Here is a 19,614-nt window from a genome sequence, read left to right as displayed (position 1 = left end):
TTGGGGGCTTTGCGCTGCGGCAAGGCTTTCGCGATCCGCCCTTGCGGATTCGCTGCTCAGGCCAGGTCGCCGCTGGCGTCAAGCCGCGTCTTGCCGCCCAGATAGGGATGCAGCGCCTCGGGCAGCAGGACCGAGCCATCGGCCTGCTGGCCGTTTTCCAGCACCGCGATCAGCGTCCGCCCCACGGCCAGCCCCGAGCCGTTCAGCGTGTGGACGAATTCCGGCTTGCCGCCCCCTTCGGGGCGATAGCGCGCGTTCATGCGGCGTGCCTGGAAATCGCCGCAATAGCTGACGCTGGAAATCTCGCGATACCTGTCCTGTCCGGGCAACCAGACTTCGAGGTCGTGGGTGATGCGCGCGCCGAAGCCCATGTCGCCGGTGCAAAGCACGATCGTGCGATAGGGCAGACCCAGCCGTTCCAGCACGGTCTCGGCGCAGCGGGTCATCCGGGCGTGTTCGTCCAGCCCGCTTTCGGCATCGGTGATCGAGACCATCTCGACCTTCTCGAACTGGTGCTGGCGCAGCATGCCGGTGGTGTCGCGGCCCGCGCTGCCCGCCTCGGAGCGGAAGCACTGGCTATGCGCGACCATGCGTCGGGGCAGGCTGGCGTGATCGACCAGGTCGCCGTGGACGGTATTGGTCAGCGTTACCTCGGATGTCGGGATCAGCCACCAGCCTTCACGGGTCTGATAGCTGTCCTCGCCGAATTTCGGAAGCTGGCCGGTGCCGGCCATCATCTCGGACAGGACGAGGACGGGCGCCCATGTCTCGGTCAGCCCGTGTTCGTTCACATGCAGGTCCAGCATGAATTGCGCAAGTGCGCGGTGGATGCGGGCGACGCCGCCGCGCAGCAGCACGAAGCGCGCGCCCGACAGCTTCGCCGCCGTCTCGAAATCCATGCCCGGCTTGACGCCCGCGATCTGGAAATGCTCGACCGGCTGGAAATCAAGGCTGCGCGGATCGCCCCAGCGGCGGATCTCGACGTTGTCGCCTTCGTCCTTGCCGTCGGGGACGCTGTCGAGCGGCAGGTTGGGCAGCGCCATCAGCAGGTCGCGAAGCTGGACGTCCAACTCGGCGGCCTGTGCCTGAAGGCTGGCGGCTTCGTCCTTCTGGGCGGAAACCAGCGCGCGCAGGCGGTTGAATTCATCTTCATCCCCCCGGCCCTTGGCGGCGCCCGCCTCCTTGCTGGCCTTGTTCTGTTCGGCCTGCAACGTTTCGGCCCGCGCGATGGTGGCGCGGCGTTCGCCGTCCAGCGACAGGAGGGCGGGCGACATGGCGTCAAGGCCGCGACGGGCCAGCGCCGCGTCGAAGGCGGCGGGGTTTTCGCGAATGGCGCGGATGTCGAGCATGGCGATGCCTTTCCTTCATGGCGGGTCGGGGATGGCTTACCCCAAGCCCGTCATGGTGGGAAGATAGCGCCCGGACCTTTACAATGCATGAACGGCGCTAGTTTTCCGCATCCAGCATCATGCGGTCCAGCAGGGGATAGAAGTGGCGCGCGCCCGGATAGCCCTCGATCCGCGCGATTTCGCGCCCACCATCGACAAGGATGAAGGTGGGGGTCAGCCACGGGTGCCGGGCCAGCGCCAACCCGTCGGGAAAGGGGCCGTCAAGGTCGATGCGGACCAGCGGCGCGCGGCGGCCCTGCGGCGATTCGGCGTAGCCCGGCCCGATCTCGCGCAGCCAGGACCGGCAATGGGGGCAGCCCTGCCGCTCGATCATCAGCAGGCGCAGGGGGGTGGTGGCCGGGGCCACACCCGGCAGGGCGGCAAGCAGGACGGCAAGAAAGCGGCGGCGGATCATCAGGGACCTCCCTCGGCTGCCGGTTTAGGAAAGCCGGGGCAAGACGGCAAGCCCGGCATCGGGCCGGTTTACTTCCGCCGGGCCGGGCAATATCCACATGGGGCAAAGCTGTCTTGTGCGGGGTTTGCGGAAAACCATGAACGATCTGCTGGAACCTTTGCTGGCCGGGAACCGCCGTGCCCTGTCGCGTGCGATCACGCTGGTCGAAAGCAGCCGCGCCGATCACCGCCAGCGCGCCATTGCGCTGCTGTCCGCGCTGCCTGCGGGCAAGGCGCTGCGAATCGGGCTGTCGGGAACGCCCGGCGTCGGCAAATCGACCTTCATCGAGGCGTTCGGCAAGATGCTGACCGGGCAGGGGCTGCGGGTCGCGGTGCTGGCGGTGGATCCAAGCTCGACCCGTTCGGGCGGCTCGATCCTTGGCGACAAGACGCGGATGGAGACGCTCAGCCGCGATCCGCTGGCCTTCATCCGGCCCTCGCCCTCGCAGACGCAACTGGGCGGCGTGGCGCGGCGGACGCGCGAATCCATCCGCCTGTGCGATGCGGCGGGCTTCGACGTCATCCTGGTCGAGACCGTCGGCGTCGGGCAGTCCGAAACGCTGGTGGCCGAGATGACCGACATCTTCGTGCTGCTGCTGGCCCCCGCGGGCGGGGACGAATTGCAGGGCGTCAAGCGCGGCATCATGGAGATCGCCGATCTGATCCTGATCAACAAGGCCGACGGGGAACTGCTGACGACCGCGCGGCGCACCGTTGCCGATTACGCGGGTGCCCTGCGCCTGCTGCGCAAGCGCGCGGGCGACCCCGAGGGTTTCCCCAAGGCGCTGCCCGTCTCCGCCGTGACGGGCGATGGGCTTGAAAAGGCGTGGGAAAACATCCGCTACCTGGCCGATTGGCGGCGCGAGAACGGGCATTTCGCCACCCATCGCGCCCGTCAGGCCCGCCACTGGTTCGAGGCGGAGTTGCGCGCGGGCCTGCTGGCCAGCCTCGACCGGCCCGAGGTGCGCCGCCGCATGGAGCGGGTGGGCGGGCAGGTCGCCGCCGGGCAGGCCGCGCCCGAACAGGCCGCGCTGTCCTTTCTGGACTGGCTGCGCGAACATGGGGCGGCAAGCGGGCCGGAAAAGGCTTGACGCGCCGGGGTGGTTTGCGTATGTCCCGCTGACGGATTTCCGGGCGCTGCCTCTGGCTGGGCGCCCTTTGAATATTGCGGGCCGCCGCCCGTGCAGAATCGAAATGAAGGAACACGAATCATGTCGCGCGTCTGCGAACTGACCGGCAAAGGCCCGATGAGCGGGAACAACGTAAGCCACGCCAACAACAAGACCCGCCGTCGCTTCCTGCCGAACCTGAACGAGGTTTCGCTGGCTTCCGACAAGCTGGGCCGCAGCTTCTCGCTGCGTATCTCGGCGGCTGCGCTGCGCTCGGTCGATCACCGTGGCGGGCTGGACGCCTATCTGGCCAAGGCCAAGGACGCCGAGCTGTCCGACCGCGCCCTGAAGATCAAGCGCGAGCTGGCCAAGGCATAAGCCTTGCCCCGCACCGCGCGGGGGTTGCCGCATCGGTCGAATGCCCCGTCTTGATGGCGGGGCTTTGCCATGTCCGCCTCCGTGATGGAATCCACAGGGCGGACATGTTCCGCAAGGGCGGGTGCCGGTTCCACGTCGGTCAGTTCCACGTCGGTCAAGGGGCCGCAATCTCCCGGCAATCCACCCCATGATCCAGCGGGCTTCCTGCCGGAACAACCCTGGATCCGCGACCCGCGCGGCGGGCCGCCTCGGCATCAGACCACACCCCGATGCCCGCGATACCTTGCGCGCCGCCCCGGCATCCATGCAACTGGCTGCCCGTAGGGCGCCGATTCCTTCCAGCGGATAGCTTGCGCGTTGCTGATCCGTGACTTGTGCGGTCTGCCGCGTCAGCCTTTGGGTTAGCCCCCTCGACTGTCAGGGATGCCTTGCCGGATGCGCTAATCCGCGGCTTGCGCGGCCAGTCGGGCCAGCATGGGGCCAAGATCCCCGACCGCCAGCGATACGCCGCTGGCCGACAGGTGGATGCCGTCGTCCTGAAGGAAGCTGCCCCATTGCGATTGCGGCGCGCGCCACAGCGGGGCGAACAGGTCGGGATGCAGCAGCACCCCGTGCCGCTCGGCCAGGCGCTGCCACATGCGGGCGACATCCGCCGGGTCGTGGGCCATGTATTGCGCGGGCGGCACCACGCCGACCAGCAGCACGGGCCGCCCGCCCCGCTTGGCCTGCACGATGATGGAATCGAGGTTCCTTTCGGTGTCGCGCAGCCCGAACCCGGCAAGGAAGTCGTTGCCGCCCAACTCGATCACCACGCCATCCGCGCCGCCGCGCAGCGCCCAACGGATGCGCACCCGCCCGCCAAAACTCGAATCGCCCGACAGCCCGGCATTGACCAGCCGCGCGGGGACGCCGCGTTCGTCCAGCCAGCCTTGCAACTGCGGCACCAGCCCCTGATGGGGGGGCAGGCCGTAGCCCTCGGCCAGGCTGTCGCCGAAGACGACGATGCGGGGCGGGGTTTCCGCCTGTCCCCGCAGCGCCGACAGGCCGGCGAGCGCGCCGCCGGCCAGCAGGAAGGCGCGCCGGTTCACGCCACCCCCATCACGACACCCGCCGCAGCCGCAGCGCGTTCGTCACGACGAAGACCGAGGACAGCGCCATCGCCCCCGCCGCCAGCATGGGCGAAAGCTGCGGCCCGCCGAAGGGGACCAGCACACCCATCGCCACCGGGATCAGCGCGGCATTGTAGCCGAAGGCCCAGAACAGGTTCTGCCGGATGTTGCGCATCACCGCGCGGCTGAGCCGGATCGCGCGCACCACGCCCGAGGGGTCGCCCCCCGCCAGCACCACCTCGGCCGATTCGATGGCGACATCGGTGCCGGTGCCCACCGCGATGCCGGTTTCGGCGGCGGCCAGCGCGGGTGCGTCGTTGATGCCGTCGCCGACAAAGACCGAACCCGCGCCGAAGCCCCGGATCTGTTCCAGCTTGCCCTCGGGCAGCACGCCGCCCTTGATCAGGTCGATCCCGATCTGCCTGCCGACGGCATCGGCGGTGGCCTGCGTATCGCCTGAAATCATCGCGCTGCGCAGGCCCAGGTCATGCAACTCGCGCACGGTCCGGATCGATTCGGGGCGGATCGGATCGGCCAGCGCCATCAGCGCGACATGCTGGCCGTCGATGGCCAGATGGACCGGGGTTGCACCCTTGGCGGCCTCGTCCCCCGCGCGGGCGATCAGGGCGGGGTCGGGGGCGATGTTGCCCTGTTCCAGCACGGCGGCATTGCCGATCAGGATGGCGTGGCCTGCGACCTGCGCCGCCAGCCCCTTGCCGGTCGCGCTTTCGGCCTGGCTTGCCGGTTCCAGCGCCAGCCCCCGGTCACGGGCGGCCTGGACGATGGCGGCGGCCAGCGGATGCTCGGACATGGTTTCGGCGGATGCGGCAAGGCGCAGCGCCTCGTCCGGGTCGAAGCCTCGCACCTCGAAGGCGGTCAGGGCGGGGTGGCCTTCGGTCAGGGTGCCGGTCTTGTCGAAGGCGACGATGCGCGCATCCGACAGGCGTTGCAGGGCCTCGCCCCGCCGGAACAGCACGCCAAGCTGCGCGCCGCGCCCGGTCCCAACCATGATCGAGACCGGCACCGCCAGCCCCATCGCGCAGGGGCAGGCGATGATCAGGACCGAGATCGCCGCCACCAGCGCATGGCTGAGCGCGGGCGCCGGGCCGAAGATCATCCACAGCACGAAGGTCAGCAGCGCCAGCGCGATCACCACCGGCACGAAGACGGCGGTGATGCGGTCCACCATCGCCTGCACGGGCAGCTTGGCGGTCTGCGCATCCTCGACCATGCGGATGATGCGGGCCAGCGCGGTGTCGCCGCCGGTCGCGGTGACGCGGAAGGTCAGAGCGGCGGTGCCGTTGACCGTGCCGCCTGTGACGGCATCGCCTACGGCCTTCTGGACCGGGACGGGTTCGCCCGTCAGCATGGATTCGTCGATCCGCCCGGCGCCTTCGGTTACGATGCCGTCCACGGCGACACGTTCGCCCGGACGCAGGCGGACCAGATCGCCGGGGCGGATCTGCGACACCGGCAGGTCCACGGCCTGACCGTCGCGCAGGACGGTGGCGCTGTCGGGGGCCAGTTCGATCAGGCGGCGGATCGCCTCGCCCGCCTCGCCCTTGGCGCGGGCTTCCAGCCAGCGGCCCAGCAGGATCAGGGTGACGATGACGGCGGCGGCCTCGAAATAGACATGCACGGCGTCGGCGGGCAGCAGCCCCGGCGCGAAGGTCGCGACGGTGGAATAGAGAAACGCCGCCGAAGAGCCAAGCGCCACGAGGCTGTTCATCTCGGGCGCGCCGCGCAGCAGGGCGGGAAAGCCTGCGCGGAAGAAGATCCGCCCCGGCCATGCCAGCACCAGTGCCGTCAGCACGAATTGCATGATCCAGATCGGCTGCATGCCGAAGGTGGCGTGCAGCCAGTGATGAAAGGGCGGGAAGGCATGGCCGCCCATCTCGGTGACGAAGACGGGCAGGGTCAGCACCAGCGCGATCAGGAACGACCGGCGCAACTGCCGCGCGTCCTGCCCGTGGTCGTGGCCTGCATGGGCGGCGGGCGTGTCCTCGGCGATCACCTGCGCGGCGTAGCCCGTCCTGCTGACCCGGTCGGCCAGTTCCTGCGGGGTGGCGCCCGGATCGTGGCGGACGGTCGCGATGCCGGTGGCGAGGTTGACGAGCGCCTGCGTCACGCCGGGGGCGGCGGCCAGTGCCTTCTCGACCCGGCCCACGCAAGAGGCGCAGCTCATGCCCTCGACTTGCAGCCGGGTTTCGACCGGCTCGGCGGGGTAGCCCGCGCGCGACAGGGCTTGCGTCGCCAGCGGCAGGGCCTGCGGGTCGTCCAGCACCAGCCTTGCGCGGCCCGTCGCCAGGTTGACGCTGCTTTCGCGCAGGCCCGGCACGGCGGCCAGCGCCTTTTCGACGCGGCCCACGCAGGAGGCGCAGCTCATGCCGGTGACGGTCAGATCGACCACCGGCGGGTTGGGGTTATGATTGGATTCCGACATGGAAGGTTCCTTTTCCGTATTGCGTTCGGGGCGATGCGGAAAAGGATGGGGGCGGGCCTTGCGGACGGCAGGGCCGGGGTCGCGGCACCTGCCTGACGGCAAAGACCTGCGACAGGTGCAGCGCGGGCGAGGGCTGGTCCCCCGGCGAGGCGATCAGCGGACGCGCAAGGCGCAGGCGCGCCGCGACATGGCAGCGGCATCCCGCGCCGCCGCACCCACGGCAGCGATGCGCGGGCAGGGCGCGGCGGATGTCGCGCGCGCGGATCGCACTGTTGCAGCAGCCTGCGCTGCGCCCCAGATCACAATTTCGTCGTGAAACCGTCATTGCCTTGGCCTCGTTCGATTCCCAGCTAATGCCGTCGGCGTGGCTTTTCAATGCCCTGACGCGCCCCATAACGGCGCTTTGAGTTGAAATGCGTGCAAGATGCGGTTAGCTGAAGGAAAAGACAATATGAGGCAGGACAGTCTATGAACCGTCGTCAAATGCTTGCGTTTTCCGTGCCGCTGATCGCGGCGCCGGCGCTGGTTTTCGCGCAGCAGGGCTTGCCCGCTGCCCCGCAGGCCGCGCAGCAGCAACCCGCGCGCGATCCCTATGCGCCGGTCGAGGTGGCGATCCGAAACGATTTCGAGGTCGGCAGCATCGTCGTGGTCAGCAAGGATTACTTTCTCTATCATGTCATCGCGCCGGGCCGCGCGATCCGCTACGGGGTGGCCGTGGGCACCGCCGAACTGGTCTGGCGTGGCCGCGCCGTGATCGGACGCAAGGCCGAATGGCCAAGCTGGACCCCCACGCCCGACATGATCAAGCGCAACCCCGCGCAATACGAACGCTATGCCAACGGCATGCCGGGCGGTCCGGGCAACCCGCTTGGGGCGCGCGCGCTGTATATGTATGACTCTCGCGGCAACGACACAGCGATCCGCATCCACGGCACGACCGAGCCGAACTCGATCGGGCGCGCGGTCTCGAACGGCTGCATCCGCATGCGCAACGAGGCGGTGATGGACCTTTACGAAAAGGTTCCCGTCGGCACGCCCGTCTACGTCTACTGATCTCGCAGGAAACGGCGCAGCAGCCGTTCCAGCTTGGCCGCGCCGATGGGCGCGGTCGCCTTGGTGTGTTCGTGGCTGATCGCCTCGTCCGCCATCCCCGCGCCCATGTTGGTGATGACCGAGATCGCGGCGCAGCGCAGGCCCAGGAAGCGGGCAAGGATGATTTCCGGCACGGTGGACATGCCGACCGCATCCGCCCCCATGATCCGCGCGGCGCGGATTTCGGCGGGGGTCTCGAAGGACGGACCCGAGAACCAGAAATAGACGCCTTCGCCCAGGGGGATGCCCTCGGCCCTTGCGGCGCGGCGCAGACCCGTGCGCAGGCCGGGGTCGTGGGCGTCGGTCATGGGGACGAAGCGGGCCTCGGACGGTTCGCCGATCAGCGGGTTGGGGCCGCCAAGGGCGATGTGGTCGCCCAGCATCATCAGCGTGCCGGGCGGCAGGTCCTCGCGCAGCGACCCGGCGGCATTGGTCAGGATCAGGCGCTTGCAGCCAAGCGTGGCCAGCACCTCCAGCGGCAGGCGCATCGCATCGGGCCGCCCGCTTTCGTAGTAATGCGCCCGCCCGCCGAAAACCGCGATCCGCACCCCTTCAAGCTGGCCGATCACCAATTGCGGCACATGGCCCGAGACACCCGCATGGGGAAAGCCCGGCAATTCGTCGTAGGGGATTGCGACGCCCTCGACCTGCCCGGCCAGATGGGACAGGCCGGAACCCAGCACCAGCCCGTATTCGGGGGCTGCCTCGCCCGCGCGGTCGCGGATCAGGGCGGCGAGTTCATCGCTCTTTGACATAGGGTTCTCCTCCGGCGCGGGGCGGGGTGGCGCGGCCGACGAAACCGGCCAGGATGATGACGGTCAGGATATAGGGCAGGGCGTTGACGAACATGGACGGCACGGTCAGCGGCCCGATCTCGATGCTGGGAAAGCGGTTGGCGACGGCCTCCATCAGCCCGAAAAGGAAGGTGGCAAGCAGCGCATGCCAGGGCCGCCACTTGGCAAAGATCAGCGCGGCAAGGGCGATATAGCCGCGCCCCGCCGTCATTTCGCGCACGAAACCGGCGGAAAGCGCGGTGGCCAGGTAGGTGCCCGCCAGCCCGCACAGCACGCCGCAGATCATCACGGCGGCGTAGCGCAGCCGCTGGACCGAGACCCCGGCGGTATCGACCGAGGCCGGGTTTTCCCCCACCGCCCGCAGCCGCAGGCCGAAGCGCGTGCGGTAAAGCACCCACCATGTCAGCGGCACGCAAAGCACGGCGACATAGACAAGGATCGTGTGCCCCGAGACCAGTTCCGCATAGACCGGGCCGACGACCGGCACGCCGCGCAATTCCTGCGCAAAGGGCAGGTGGATCGCGTGGAACCGCGCCTCGCCGGTCAGCGAGGGCGTGCGCCCGCCAAGCTGGAAGATGCGCTGGCCCAGAAGCACCGTCAGCCCCGAGGCAAGGAAGTTGATCGCCACCCCCGAAATCAACTGGTTGCCCCGGAAGGTGATCGAGGCGACCCCGTGGACCACCGACATCGCCAGCGATCCGGCGATGCCCGCCGCCAGCCCCAGCCAGGCGTTGCCGGTGACGGCGGCGACCGAGGCGGCGGTGAAGGCGGCCATCAGCATCTTGCCCTCCAGCCCGATGTCGAAGACCCCGGCGCGTTCGGACCACAGCCCGGCAAGGCAGGCCAGCAGCAGGGGCGTCATCAGCCGCAGCGCGCTGTCCATGATCTGAAGGACGGTGCCGAAATCCATCACGCCCCCCGTTTGCGGTGCAGGGCGAACAGGCGCGCCAGGGGCATGCGGACCATGTTGTCCAGCGCGCCCGTGAACAGGATGACCAGCGCCTGGATGACGGTGATCAGTTCCCGCGGGATCTGGGTGAACAGCGCCAGCGTCCCGCCGCCCTGATAGAGAAAGCCGAACAGCAGCGCCGCCAGCGCCACCCCAAGCGGATGGTTGCGCCCCATCAGCGCGACGGCGATGCCGATGAAGCCCGCGCCCTCGACCGCGTTCAGGACCAGCCGTTCGGCCTCGCCCATGACGTTGTTGACCGCCATCAGCCCGGCCAGCCCGCCCGAGATCAGCATCGCCAGCACCGTGATCCGCGTGGGCGAGATGCCCGCGTAAAGTGCCGCCGGTTCGGATTTGCCGAAGGCGCGGATCTCATAGCCAAGCCGGGTGCGCCAGATCAGCAGCCAGACCAGCACGCAGGCAAGAACCGCGACGAAAAGCGAGACATTGGCGGGCGTGTGCCGCCCCCAGTCGAGGCCAAGGCCCGCCGCCATCTGCGACAGCGTGGGCAGGTGGGTGGCGGGCGGAAAGGCGCGGGTGGCGGGGTCCATGCTGCCGGTGGGGCGCAGGACGTTGACCAGCATGTGGTTCAGCAGGGCGGCGGCGATGAAGTTGAACATGATCGTGGTGATGACGATATGGCTGCCGCGCCGCGCTTGCAGGATGGCGGGGATCAGCGCCCATGCCGCCCCGAAGAGCGCCCCCGCCGCCCCCGCCCCGATCAGCGCCAGCGACCAGTGCGGCCAGGGGATGAACAGGCAGGCCAGCGCCACGCCAAGCCCGCCCAGGACCGCCTGTCCCTCGCCCCCGATATTGAACAGCCCGGCGTGATAGGCGACCGAGACCGCCAGCCCGGTAAAGACGAAATTCGTCGCGTAATACAGCGTGAACCCCCAGCCGTAGCTGGACCCGAGCGCGCCGGCGACCATGACCTTCAGCGCCTCCCACGGGTTTTCCCCGATGGCAAGGATGACCAGCGCCGAGATGGCGAAGGCCAGGAGGACCGAGATCAGCGGGGTCAGCACCATGTCCGCCCAACGCGGCAGGGGTTCCATCAGCGGGCCTTTCGTCTGGTCATGGCGCGGCCTCGGCCCGGTCGGCGGCGGGCTTGCGCTCGGGCGGCAGGGGCGCGGCGCCGGTGACATCGGCGGGGTCCATCCCGGCCATCAGGCAACCCAGGTCGGTGGCCGTCGTTGTGGCGGGATCGCGTTCGCCCATGATCCGCCCGTCGAAGATCACCGCGATGCGGTCGGACAGCGCGCGGATCTCGTCCAGTTCGACGCTGACCAGCAGGATGGCTTTTCCTGCGTCGCGCAACTCGACGATGCGCTTGTGGATGAACTCGATCGCGCCGATATCGACGCCGCGCGTGGGCTGGCCGATCAGCAGAAGGTCGGGGTTTCGCTCGATTTCCCGCGCGATCACCTGCTTTTGCTGGTTGCCGCCCGAAAAGCTGCGCGCGGGCAGGAGGGCGTCGCGGGGACGGATGTCGAAACGCTCCATCCGGGCGGCGGTGTCGCGGCGGATGGCGGCACTGTCCATCAGGGCGCCGCGCTGCTGGCGGTGATAGCCGAATACCGAATTTTCCCAGGCGGTGAAATCCATGATCAGCCCTTCGGACTGGCGATCCTCGGGGACATGGCCGATGCCCGCCCGCCTGCGCGCGCCCGCGTCGCTGCCGCGCCCGCTCAGGGGCAGGGGCTGGCTGTTCAGCAAGACCTCGCCCGACAGCCGTGCGCCGTTCCGGGGAAAGCCGCCAAGGATTTCCAGCAGTTGCGTCTGGCCGTTGCCGCTGACGCCGGCAAGGCCCAGGATCTCGCCCCTGCGGATGGTCAGGTCGATGCCGCGCAGCCGTTCCACCCCGTCGCGATCCACCATGCGCAAGCCGCGCAACTCCAGCACCGGGCTGCCGGGGGTCGCGGGACGCTTGTCGACGTTCAGCAGCACCTTGCGGCCCACCATCAGCTCGGCCAGCGCCTCGGGGGTGGTGGCTTGCGTGGGCATGGTCGCGACGACCCGGCCCTGGCGGATGACCGAGACATTGTCGGTCGCCTCCATGATCTCGCGCAGCTTGTGGGTGATGAGGATGATCGTCTTGCCCTCGTCCCGCAACCCGCGAAGGATGCGAAACAGGTGGTCGGCCTCGGGCGGGGTCAGCACGCCGGTCGGCTCGTCCAGGATCAGGATATTGGCGCGGCGATACAGCGCCTTGAGGATCTCGACCCGTTGGCGATGGCCGACCGACAGGTCCTGGACCGGCGTATCGGGATCGACCTGAAGGCCGTATTCCGTGGCCAGCCTGCGCAACTCTGCCCGTGCGCGCGACAGCGAGGGGCGCAGCAGCGGCCCGTCCTCGGCCCCCAGGATGACGTTTTCCAGCACGGTGAAGTTCGGGACCAGCTTGAAGTGCTGAAAGACCATGCCGATGCCCGCCCGGATCGCGTCCTGGCTGCCGGTGATCGCAACTGCCCGCCCGTCGATCAGGACCTGTCCCGCGTCGGGGCGGTAGAAGCCGTAGAGGATCGACATCAGCGTCGATTTTCCCGCCCCGTTTTCGCCGATGATCCCGTGGATCGTGCCGCGCGGCACGGCCATGTGGATGTCGTGGTTCGCCCGGACCGCGCCGAAGGATTTGCAGATCCCGCGCAGCTCGATGGCGTAAGCGCCGGGTGGGGCCGCCCCCCGGTCGGGCATTACCGGACCGGGCAGGCGTTGTCGGTCATGTAGTCATGGACGGCGATCTCGCCCGAGACGATGGCGGCGGTCGCCGCCTCCAGCGCGGCGGTCATCTCGTCGGTGATCAGCGGGGCATTGTGTTCGTCCATCGACAGCCGCACCCCCTCTGATGCCAGGTCCATCAGCTTGACCCCCGGCGGGGTATCCACGCCAAGGCGAAAGGCCTCGTAGACCGAATTGTCCACCGCCTTTTCCATCGAGGTCAGGATCTGGCCGGGGTGCATGTGGTTCTGGTTGCTGTCCACGCCGATGGCCAGCATCCCCTCGTCCGCCGCGGCCTGCAAGACGCCGATCCCTGTGCCGCCCGCCGCCGCATAGACGATGTCGGAACCCTGCCCCTTCTGCGCGCGCGTCAGTTCGGCCCCCTTGACGGGATCGTTCCATGCGGCGGGGGTGGTGCCGGTGTAGTTGACGATGACGCGGGCCTCGGCGTCGGTGGCCTTGACGCCCTGGACAAAGCCGCATTCGAACTTGCGGATCAGCGGAATGTCCATGCCCCCGATGAAGCTGACGGTGCCGCTTTCGGACGCCATCGCGGCAAGGATGCCCGCCAGGTAGCTGCCTTGTTCCTCGGCAAAGACGACGGATTGGACATTGGGCTGGTCGACCGCCGTGTCGATGACGACGAAGCGCGTGTCGGGATAGTCGGGCGCGACCTTGTTCAGCACCTCGCCAAAGGCGAAGCCGGTGGTGACGATGGGGTTCGATCCGGTCTGCGCCAGCATCCGCAGGGCCTGCTCGCGCTGCGCCTCGGACTGCATCTCCAGTTCCTTGTAGGTGCCGCCGGTCTCGGCCTTCCAGCGTTCGGCCCCGCGATAGGCGGCCTCGTTGAAGGATTTGTCGAACTTGCCGCCAAGGTCGAAAACCAGCGCCGGATCGGCATGGGCAGGGGTGGGGGCAAGGACGGGAACAAGGCCAAGGACAGCCACACCGGCCAGCAGGGATTTGACGATAGACATGGCGTTCCTCTGTTCGTTCGACGGGTCGCAGCTTGCCCGTGAATTTGGGGCCAGAGTTTCGCTTGCGTCAACCGAATTTCACATGACCAAGCGGCAGGGACATGACCAGCGCATCCACGCCGGGCGCGTAATAGTCCCGCCGCCGTCCCGCCTGCCGCCAGCCTTGCGCAAGATAAAGCGCCTGCGCCGGGGCATTGTCCGAGGCGACTTCCAGAAAGGCGCGGTCCGCGTCCATTTCCGCCGAGCGCAGGGCGAATTCGGCCACCAGCGCGCGCCCCAGGCCCCGGCGGCGTGCGCCGGGCGCGACGGCCAGCGTCAGCAGTTCCGATTCCCCGGCGATGGCGCGGCCGATCAGGAAGGCGTCGGGACGGGTCAGCAGGAAGCAGCCGCGCCCTTCCAGCAGACCGGCGATCTCATCCGCCGACCAGGGCCGGGGGGCGTCGCGAAAGCATGCCGCGTGGATGCGGGCAAGCCGGTCGGGCGTCACGGCAGCATGACGGGGCCGCGGTCGCGCGCGGGGGCGGCATCGGCGGGGCGCAGGTAGACCGGCGCGGGCCGGGGCTGCGCGCTGCCCCGGCGGGTGTGCGCGATGCGGGCGACGGCCTCGGCCACGGGGATCGCGGGCCGGGCCGGGGCGGGACCGGGCGGCAGCGCCCCGGCGGGACCGATGGCGGGCGGGGCCACGGGGCCCGTGACGTCGAAATCCTGCCAGATCACGTCATCCCCCCGCGCGGGCAGGGCGATGCGGCAGGGGCGGGGCAGGCCGAAGGCGGCGGCCTCGGTCGCGGTGACGCCGATGGCGGGGATGCCAAGCGACAGCGCCAGCCCCCGCGCCGCCGCCACGGCGATGCGGATGCCGGTGAAATTGCCCGGCCCGGTGCAGACCCCGATCCGCGCCAGATCCCGCCAGCCGTGGCCGGCTTCGTCAAGCAGTTCGGCCAGCAGCGGCATCAGCCGCTCGGCCTGGCCGCGTGTCATGGGCTCAAGCCGGGATGCGACCAGCCGGTCGCCCGCAAGCAGAGCGGCCGCGCAATGCGCGGCCGATGTGTCGAAACCCAGCGTCAGGTCAGGCAACCGGGCGCACCTCGGTCACTTCGGGGATGTAGTGGCGCAGCAGGTTCTCGATCCCCATCTTCAGCGTCAGCGTGGACGAGGGGCAGCCCGCGCAGGCGCCCTGCATATGTAGGTAGACCACGCCACGGTCGAAACCGTGGAATGTGATGTCGCCGCCGTCCTGCGCCACCGCCGGGCGGACGCGGGTATCCAGCAACTCCTTGATCTGGATGACGATTTCGGCGTCCGGCCCGTCATGGCTGGCATGACCCGAAGGTGCGGCGCCGCCGTCCTCGATCACCGGGGCGCCGGATTGGTAATGTTCCATGATCGCGCCCAGGATCGAGGGCTTGAGGTGATCCCAGACCGCCGCATCCGTCTTGGTCACCGTCACGAAATCCGACCCCAGGAAAACCCCGCTGACCCCCGCGACATCGAAGATGCGCCGCGCCAGCGGGCTGGCCGCCGCCTGGTCGGCCGAGGGGAAATCCGCCGTGCCCTGCGGCAGGACGGGTTCGCCGGGCAGGAACTTGAGCGTGGCGGGATTCGGGGTGGTTTCGGTCTGAATGAACATCGAAAGGCTCCTTTCGGGCAGATATGGGGACGGGGCGGTGCAAGTCAAGCTGGACCGGGCGTCGTCCGCCCCGGTCCGGGTTCAGGCGATCTTCTCCAGCCCCTCGCGCGAGATGTCCGAGGGCACGATGGTGATCGGGCAGGGCATCGAAGGCAGTTCGCGCAGCAGTTTCGTGACCAGCGGGCCGGGACCGTCGTTGGCCGCGCCTACGACCACGACGCCGATCCGGGTGTCGGCCTCGATCTGGGCCAGCAGTTCGGTGACGGGATCGCCTTCGCGGATCACAAGCTCGGGTTCGACGCCGGGGCGGTCGCGCATCCACTTGGCGAAAACCTCGAAATGGACCTCGATCCGTTCCTGGGCCTCGGCGCGCATGACATCTGCGACGCCCATGCCGTGCTGGATTTCCGAGGCGGGGATGATGGCCAGGACCTGCACCCCGCCGCCTGTCTTGGCCGCCCGCAGGGCAGCGAAGCGGATGGCGTTGATACATTCCCGCGTGTCATCGAGGATGACCAGTTGTTTACGCATTCTTCACCTTTGGGTGCTATTGCATGAGCGAAGATTGGCCGAAACAGGGGACCGCATCAAGCAAAGGGTGAACTCGATTTGCCTCTGTGCGTTCATTTACCTTATACGCCTTTAACATCGTTATGAATGCTGCGGGAGGCATGACGTGCAATACGGATGTGGGATACAACCTTGACGGTTCAGCACGACTGGTATGGCGACACGCAAGCGGGCCGGCGCCTGGCTTCGTCCGGGCAAACCGCCGAGGGTGGCGGGATGCCGCGGATCAAGCGCATCCTCGATATCATCTTTGCGCTGATGCTGCTGGTGCCGCTGTCGGTGGTGATGCTGGCTGTCGCCGCCGTGCTGCTGGTGGCGCAGGGGCGTCCGCTGTTCTATGTCGCGCATCGTATGCGCGCGCCGGGCCAGCCGTTCCGGCTGCTCAAGTTCCGCACCATGCTGCGCGAGGAAAGCGATTCGGGGGCCACCGGCGCGCACAAGCATTGGCGCATCACCCCGGTCGGGCGCTTTCTGCGCCGCACCCGCATCGACGAATTGCCGCAGCTTTTCAATATCCTGAAGGGCGACATGAGCTTTGTCGGCCCGCGCCCGCCCCTGCCCGAATTCGTCGAGCGTTTCCCGGAACGATATGCGCAGGTGCTGCGCAACCGCCCCGGCGTGACCGGGCTGGCGACGATGATCTATCACGCCCACGAAGACCGCATCATGGCAAGCTGCCCGACCGCCGAGGCGACCGAGGCCGCCTATTACCGCCGCTGTCTGCCCACCAAGCTGCGGCTGGACATGATCTATCAACGGCGCGCCAGCCTGCGCATCGACATGTGGATCATGTGGAATACGGTGATGACCGTCATCATCCCACAATGGAACGGGCGGCGCTATTGCCGCCGGAAGACCCGGCCCGGCAAGGCGTGACCCTGCCCCACGGGGGCAGGCGATGAAGGGGGGCAGGGCATCCCTTGCGCGATTCGCCCAGGCATCCGCGGGAATTCGCCGCACCCCTTTTGCCGGGCCTTTGCCTTTGCGGGGGGGGGGGGCTTGTCAGGCTGCTGAAAAGTCGCGCGACAGGACAACGCGGGCGGGGAGGCGGGAAATCCGCCTGAATCGGTCCAGAACACCTCATTTTTCAGGCCGATCTTCGCTGATTCCAGAACGATTTCCGCTGCGCCGCCCTCTTGAAATCCTTTTTCAGCAGCCTGTCATGGGCTGAACGGATCGTCGGGATAGGTGACGCCGGACAGATACAACCCGCCGGGCGGGCAGACCGGCCCGCAGGCGGCGCGGTCGCGGGCGGCAAGCGCCGCAGCCACGCGCGCGGGCGGCCATGCGCCTGCGCCGACCCGCTCCAGCGTGCCCACGATCGAGCGGACCTGATTGTGCAGAAACGACCTTGCCCGCAGGTGAAAACGGTATTCGCGGCCCGAATGCAGGGGGATTTCCTCGATCCCGATCTCGTCCAGCGTCTTTTCCGGGCTTGCGGCCTGGCACATGGTCGAACGGAAGGTCGTGAAGTCGTGCCGCCCGACCAGATGCGCCGCGCCCTGGCGCATGGCCTCTACGTCCAGCGGATTGGGCACCTGCCAGACCCGGTTGCGATCATGCGTCACCGGCGCGCGCCGCGCGATCAGGCGAAAGAGATAGCGCCGCTCGACCGCGCTGAAACGGGCGTGAAAATCGCCCTCTGCGCGCGCCGCCGCCAGGACCGCCACCGGCGCGGGCTTGAGATGCCAGTTCAGCGCCTGCGCCAGCCGGAACGGGTCCCATTCGCGGGTCAGATCGGCATGGGCGACCTGCGACAGCGCATGGACGCCGGCATCGGTGCGCCCGGCGGCGGCGATGCGGGCGCCAGCGGCAAAGCCCGCGTCCAGCGCGGCAAGGGCCTCTTCGACCGCGCCCTGGACGCTTGGCCGGTCGGCCTGCGCCTGCCATCCGGCGAAAGGCGTGCCGTCATATTCGATTTGCAGGGCGTAGCGCGGCATGGTCAGTCGTCGTTGCCCGCCTTGCCGGCCTGCCCGATCAGGCGCGCATCGGGGTCGGGGCGCACGCCTTCGCGGGCCAGCCGGTCGCCAAGCACCTGCATCTCGATATCCAGATCGAGGCGGCTGCCTTCCAGCATTTGCCGGGTGCGCGCCGCGAAGTTGGTGTCCAGATCGTCCAGCAGCGCCTCGTAATCCTGCCGCGCGCGGGTGTCGCGGGTCTGGGCGTAGAGGTCGGCGAATTTCACCGTCGCCTCGCGCGCGCCCATCAGGTAGACGCCCAGATAGCGCCGGGCCGAGGCCAGCTCGCCAGGGTTGTTCTGAACCCGCGCGAACAGTTCGCGCGCGGTGGCGGCGAACATCTGCACCCGCGCCTCCAGCCGCCGGTCGCCGGTGCGGGTGATGGCGTCGTGCATGGCGCGCAGGTGATCCTCGCCCTCGGCCACGATGCGGGCGGCGCGGTCCTGCTGGAAGCCGTCCACCCCCTCCATCCCCTTGTCGCGCATGGGATCGGGGCCGAAGGCAAGGTAGTGCAGCACCGCCCCCGCCACGCCGATGATGCCCGCACCCGCCGCCGCGCCCGGCTCGAACGAGGCGACGGCAAGGCCAAGCCCCGCCAGCAGCCCGCCGAACAGCTTGCGCGGAAAGGCCGGGCGGCGCGCGACGCGGCGGGCGTCATAGGCGGCCTCGGCCCGCAGCCCCTCGCGCGTCATCCACATGGCCCCGGCGATGATGCCGAAGCCCGCAAGGCAGGTGGCCATGATCAGCGGCGGCTGGAAGAACGCCATCAGCAGCAGCGGAGTGGCCGCGATGGTCACCCATTTGGGCCGCGATTCCAGCGGATGGCGCGCCTCGCCCGGCGCGGCGCGCGCGGGCAGGGGCCGGTCCCGATCGGTGGGTTGCGGGGAAAACCGTCCGCCGTAACGCTTGGCCATGCCGTCCCCCTTCAGGCCGCGCCGCCAAGCGCGGCAAACAGCGTCAGGCCGATCAGCAGGTAGAAGGACAGGCGCATTCTGGCTTGGGACGACATCGCTTTCCTTTCGCCCGGTCGGGGGCGTTCGTTGCGGGACCTTCCCCATTTAGGGCAGAAAGGCGCGATCAGGAATAGGCGCCGGGCCGAAAATGCGATGAGGGGGGGAAGGAGACGGTGGAGCGGGTGATGAGCGTCAGCTGGAGGAAATCGAACCTTCGGCTTCCGCAATTAGTAAAGCATTTTCAATCACTTCCGTCGAAGGCGTCTTTCCGGCGCTGTTGACGTGTGCACTCAGCATGTAGCGAAAGTGCACTCGGGTGGCAAGACGCAAGCCAGTCATTTGATGGCAGGTCCGATCATTTCAACCACCTCGCGGGCCTCTTTGACAACGGCAGTCGGAAAATCTCTATGACCCTCCAAGACTTTGAAGCGAGCGTCACTTGTCACGAAAATATCCTGACTGGCGTGTTCATGCGCCCAAAAAGCCTGAGCATCCAAAAGCTGGTTTCGCCATCGGAAATAGCCTTTGCCGTGCCGGTCATCTCTCATGTGTCCCTTCTCTTTCGCATAATCTGCCCATTCCGGCGGTGAAGTGGGGAAGAGGACTCGATAAATCTTGTGCTCCCTTTCAAGCATCTGATTGTCGCAGTGAAGACCATGCTCGAAGAACGAAACGTCGAACCTCGCAATCGACGGAAGAAGAAGTGAATCGCCAAAACCCAGTGCTGCCACCCGTTCTTTGAACCTCCCCATGGATGACAAGAAATCCCCGCTCTGCTGTTTCTCAGATGCACTGGATGCGACAAGAGAGATCAAGACCCTCCCTTCCTCAGCCGCAGCCCTCAGCGCTTCGACGTATGGGGCGCGTTCCCGTTTATCTGCAATGTCGATCAGGCAATTGGTGTCCAGCGTAAGGCGCAACGGCATTCCTCTCTCTCCCGCTTAGGTCTATGCAATCCTCCGATGATATGCGCGGGCCGCGATATTTGGGCAGAAAAATCCGAGGTCCCGCCTCAACGGGGATGAACCGCGCGTCACCCCCCATGGGGCCGCCTCTATGGGCACCCAGCCGGGCACCGATAGGCGATCCTGCGGGA

The 19,614-nt window shown here is 68.1% G+C and carries 20 protein-coding genes; 4 read left to right on the top strand and 16 right to left on the bottom strand.

All coding sequences use genetic code 11. The features are described from left to right. Nucleotides 1-56: 56 nt before the first annotated feature. Together serS and Q0O97_RS08695 are read right to left on the bottom strand one after the other, a co-directional pair. The gene (serS, locus tag Q0O97_RS08700; protein ID WP_294927474.1) at nt 57-1,349 is read right to left on the bottom strand and encodes a serine--tRNA ligase; all 1,293 of its coding nucleotides are present in this window, start codon (nt 1,347-1,349) and stop codon (nt 57-59) included. A gap of 97 nt (nt 1,350-1,446) precedes the next feature. Then, a complete protein-coding gene (locus tag Q0O97_RS08695; RefSeq protein WP_294927471.1) occupies nt 1,447-1,803 on the bottom strand; it encodes a SoxS protein in 357 nt (118 codons plus the stop codon). A gap of 136 nt (nt 1,804-1,939) precedes the next feature. Between Q0O97_RS08695 and meaB the strand changes: the two genes are divergently transcribed. Both meaB and rpmB read left to right on the top strand, forming a co-directional pair. Next, nucleotides 1,940-2,932, top strand: coding sequence for a methylmalonyl Co-A mutase-associated GTPase MeaB (gene meaB / locus Q0O97_RS08690; protein ID WP_294927469.1), 993 nt, complete (start codon nt 1,940-1,942; stop codon nt 2,930-2,932). A 120-nt stretch (nt 2,933-3,052) separates the two neighbouring features. Further along, nucleotides 3,053-3,328 carry a 50S ribosomal protein L28 gene (rpmB, locus tag Q0O97_RS08685; protein ID WP_294927466.1) on the top strand — a complete coding sequence of 92 codons (276 nt, stop codon included), beginning with the start codon at nt 3,053-3,055 and terminating at the stop codon, nt 3,326-3,328. A 440-nt stretch (nt 3,329-3,768) separates the two neighbouring features. Here the strand turns inward: rpmB and Q0O97_RS08680 are convergent, their stop codons facing one another. Continuing rightward, nucleotides 3,769-4,416 (bottom strand): GDSL-type esterase/lipase family protein, encoded by a 648-nt coding sequence (locus Q0O97_RS08680; protein ID WP_294927462.1) that lies wholly within the window; start codon nt 4,414-4,416, stop codon nt 3,769-3,771. A 10-nt stretch (nt 4,417-4,426) separates the two neighbouring features. Further along, nucleotides 4,427-6,880 carry a heavy metal translocating P-type ATPase gene (locus Q0O97_RS08675; RefSeq protein WP_294927460.1) on the bottom strand — a complete coding sequence of 818 codons (2,454 nt, stop codon included), beginning with the start codon at nt 6,878-6,880 and terminating at the stop codon, nt 4,427-4,429. Nucleotides 6,881-7,348: 468 nt separating this feature from the next. Between Q0O97_RS08675 and Q0O97_RS08670 the strand changes: the two genes are divergently transcribed. Beyond that, nucleotides 7,349-7,933 (top strand): L,D-transpeptidase, encoded by a 585-nt coding sequence (locus tag Q0O97_RS08670; protein ID WP_294927457.1) that lies wholly within the window; start codon nt 7,349-7,351, stop codon nt 7,931-7,933. On the opposite strand, the gene Q0O97_RS08665 is transcribed toward Q0O97_RS08670, so the two are convergent. The 9 genes from Q0O97_RS08665 to Q0O97_RS08625 all read right to left on the bottom strand — a co-directional run bounded on the left by Q0O97_RS08665 (nt 7,927) and on the right by Q0O97_RS08625 (nt 15,568). Beyond that, a complete protein-coding gene (locus tag Q0O97_RS08665) occupies nt 7,927-8,727 on the bottom strand; it encodes a purine-nucleoside phosphorylase (protein ID WP_294927454.1) in 801 nt (266 codons plus the stop codon). The genes Q0O97_RS08670 and Q0O97_RS08665 overlap by 7 nt on opposite strands. After that, nucleotides 8,711-9,676 (bottom strand): ABC transporter permease, encoded by a 966-nt coding sequence (locus tag Q0O97_RS08660; protein ID WP_294927451.1) that lies wholly within the window; start codon nt 9,674-9,676, stop codon nt 8,711-8,713. Before Q0O97_RS08660 ends, Q0O97_RS08665 begins: the two co-directional genes overlap by 17 nt. Beyond that, nucleotides 9,676-10,770: an ABC transporter permease gene (locus tag Q0O97_RS08655; RefSeq protein WP_294927449.1), complete on the bottom strand. Its 1,095-nt coding sequence runs from the start codon at nt 10,768-10,770 to the stop codon at nt 9,676-9,678. The genes Q0O97_RS08660 and Q0O97_RS08655 overlap by 1 nt, the downstream gene beginning before the upstream one ends. A gap of 19 nt (nt 10,771-10,789) precedes the next feature. Further along, the gene (locus Q0O97_RS08650) at nt 10,790-12,409 is read right to left on the bottom strand and encodes an ABC transporter ATP-binding protein (protein ID WP_294927446.1); all 1,620 of its coding nucleotides are present in this window, start codon (nt 12,407-12,409) and stop codon (nt 10,790-10,792) included. After that, nucleotides 12,409-13,410, bottom strand: a complete 1,002-nt coding sequence (locus Q0O97_RS08645; RefSeq protein ID WP_294927443.1) for a BMP family ABC transporter substrate-binding protein — start codon at nt 13,408-13,410, stop codon at nt 12,409-12,411. The genes Q0O97_RS08650 and Q0O97_RS08645 overlap by 1 nt, the downstream gene beginning before the upstream one ends. 67 nt (nt 13,411-13,477) lie before the next feature. Further along, nucleotides 13,478-13,897, bottom strand: a complete 420-nt coding sequence (locus Q0O97_RS08640) for a GNAT family N-acetyltransferase (protein ID WP_294927440.1) — start codon at nt 13,895-13,897, stop codon at nt 13,478-13,480. Continuing rightward, complete coding sequence (gene tsaB, locus Q0O97_RS08635) at nt 13,894-14,484, bottom strand: tRNA (adenosine(37)-N6)-threonylcarbamoyltransferase complex dimerization subunit type 1 TsaB (RefSeq protein WP_294927436.1); 591 nt, start codon at nt 14,482-14,484, stop codon at nt 13,894-13,896. The genes Q0O97_RS08640 and tsaB overlap by 4 nt, the downstream gene beginning before the upstream one ends. Next, the gene (locus Q0O97_RS08630; protein ID WP_294927433.1) at nt 14,477-15,037 is read right to left on the bottom strand and encodes a NifU family protein; all 561 of its coding nucleotides are present in this window, start codon (nt 15,035-15,037) and stop codon (nt 14,477-14,479) included. The genes tsaB and Q0O97_RS08630 overlap by 8 nt, the downstream gene beginning before the upstream one ends. An 81-nt stretch (nt 15,038-15,118) precedes the next feature. After that, nucleotides 15,119-15,568, bottom strand: a complete 450-nt coding sequence (locus tag Q0O97_RS08625) for a universal stress protein (RefSeq protein WP_294927430.1) — start codon at nt 15,566-15,568, stop codon at nt 15,119-15,121. A 156-nt stretch (nt 15,569-15,724) separates the two neighbouring features. On the opposite strand from Q0O97_RS08625, the gene Q0O97_RS08620 reads away from it, so the two are divergent. Next, on the top strand, nt 15,725-16,483 hold the full coding sequence (locus Q0O97_RS08620) for a sugar transferase (RefSeq protein ID WP_366125248.1): 759 nt from the start codon (nt 15,725-15,727) through the stop codon (nt 16,481-16,483). A 284-nt stretch (nt 16,484-16,767) separates the two neighbouring features. Here the strand turns inward: Q0O97_RS08620 and truA are convergent, their stop codons facing one another. The 3 genes from truA to Q0O97_RS08605 form a co-directional block, all read right to left on the bottom strand. After that, complete coding sequence (gene truA, locus Q0O97_RS08615) at nt 16,768-17,547, bottom strand: tRNA pseudouridine(38-40) synthase TruA (protein ID WP_294927427.1); 780 nt, start codon at nt 17,545-17,547, stop codon at nt 16,768-16,770. Between the two features lie 2 nt (nt 17,548-17,549). Continuing rightward, entirely contained in the window at nt 17,550-18,479 is a 930-nt protein-coding gene (locus Q0O97_RS08610; protein ID WP_294927424.1) for a 5-bromo-4-chloroindolyl phosphate hydrolysis family protein, read from the bottom strand. Between the two features lie 374 nt (nt 18,480-18,853). After that, on the bottom strand, nt 18,854-19,438 hold the full coding sequence (locus Q0O97_RS08605) for a hypothetical protein (protein WP_294927421.1): 585 nt from the start codon (nt 19,436-19,438) through the stop codon (nt 18,854-18,856). Nucleotides 19,439-19,614: the final 176 nt, after the last annotated feature.

This window comes from uncultured Paracoccus sp., assembly GCF_945915435.1.
Lineage (GTDB): Bacteria > Pseudomonadota > Alphaproteobacteria > Rhodobacterales > Rhodobacteraceae > Paracoccus.
The sequence above is the reverse complement of the archived record's forward strand: the minus strand, read 5'-3'. Positions and strand labels throughout refer to the sequence as shown.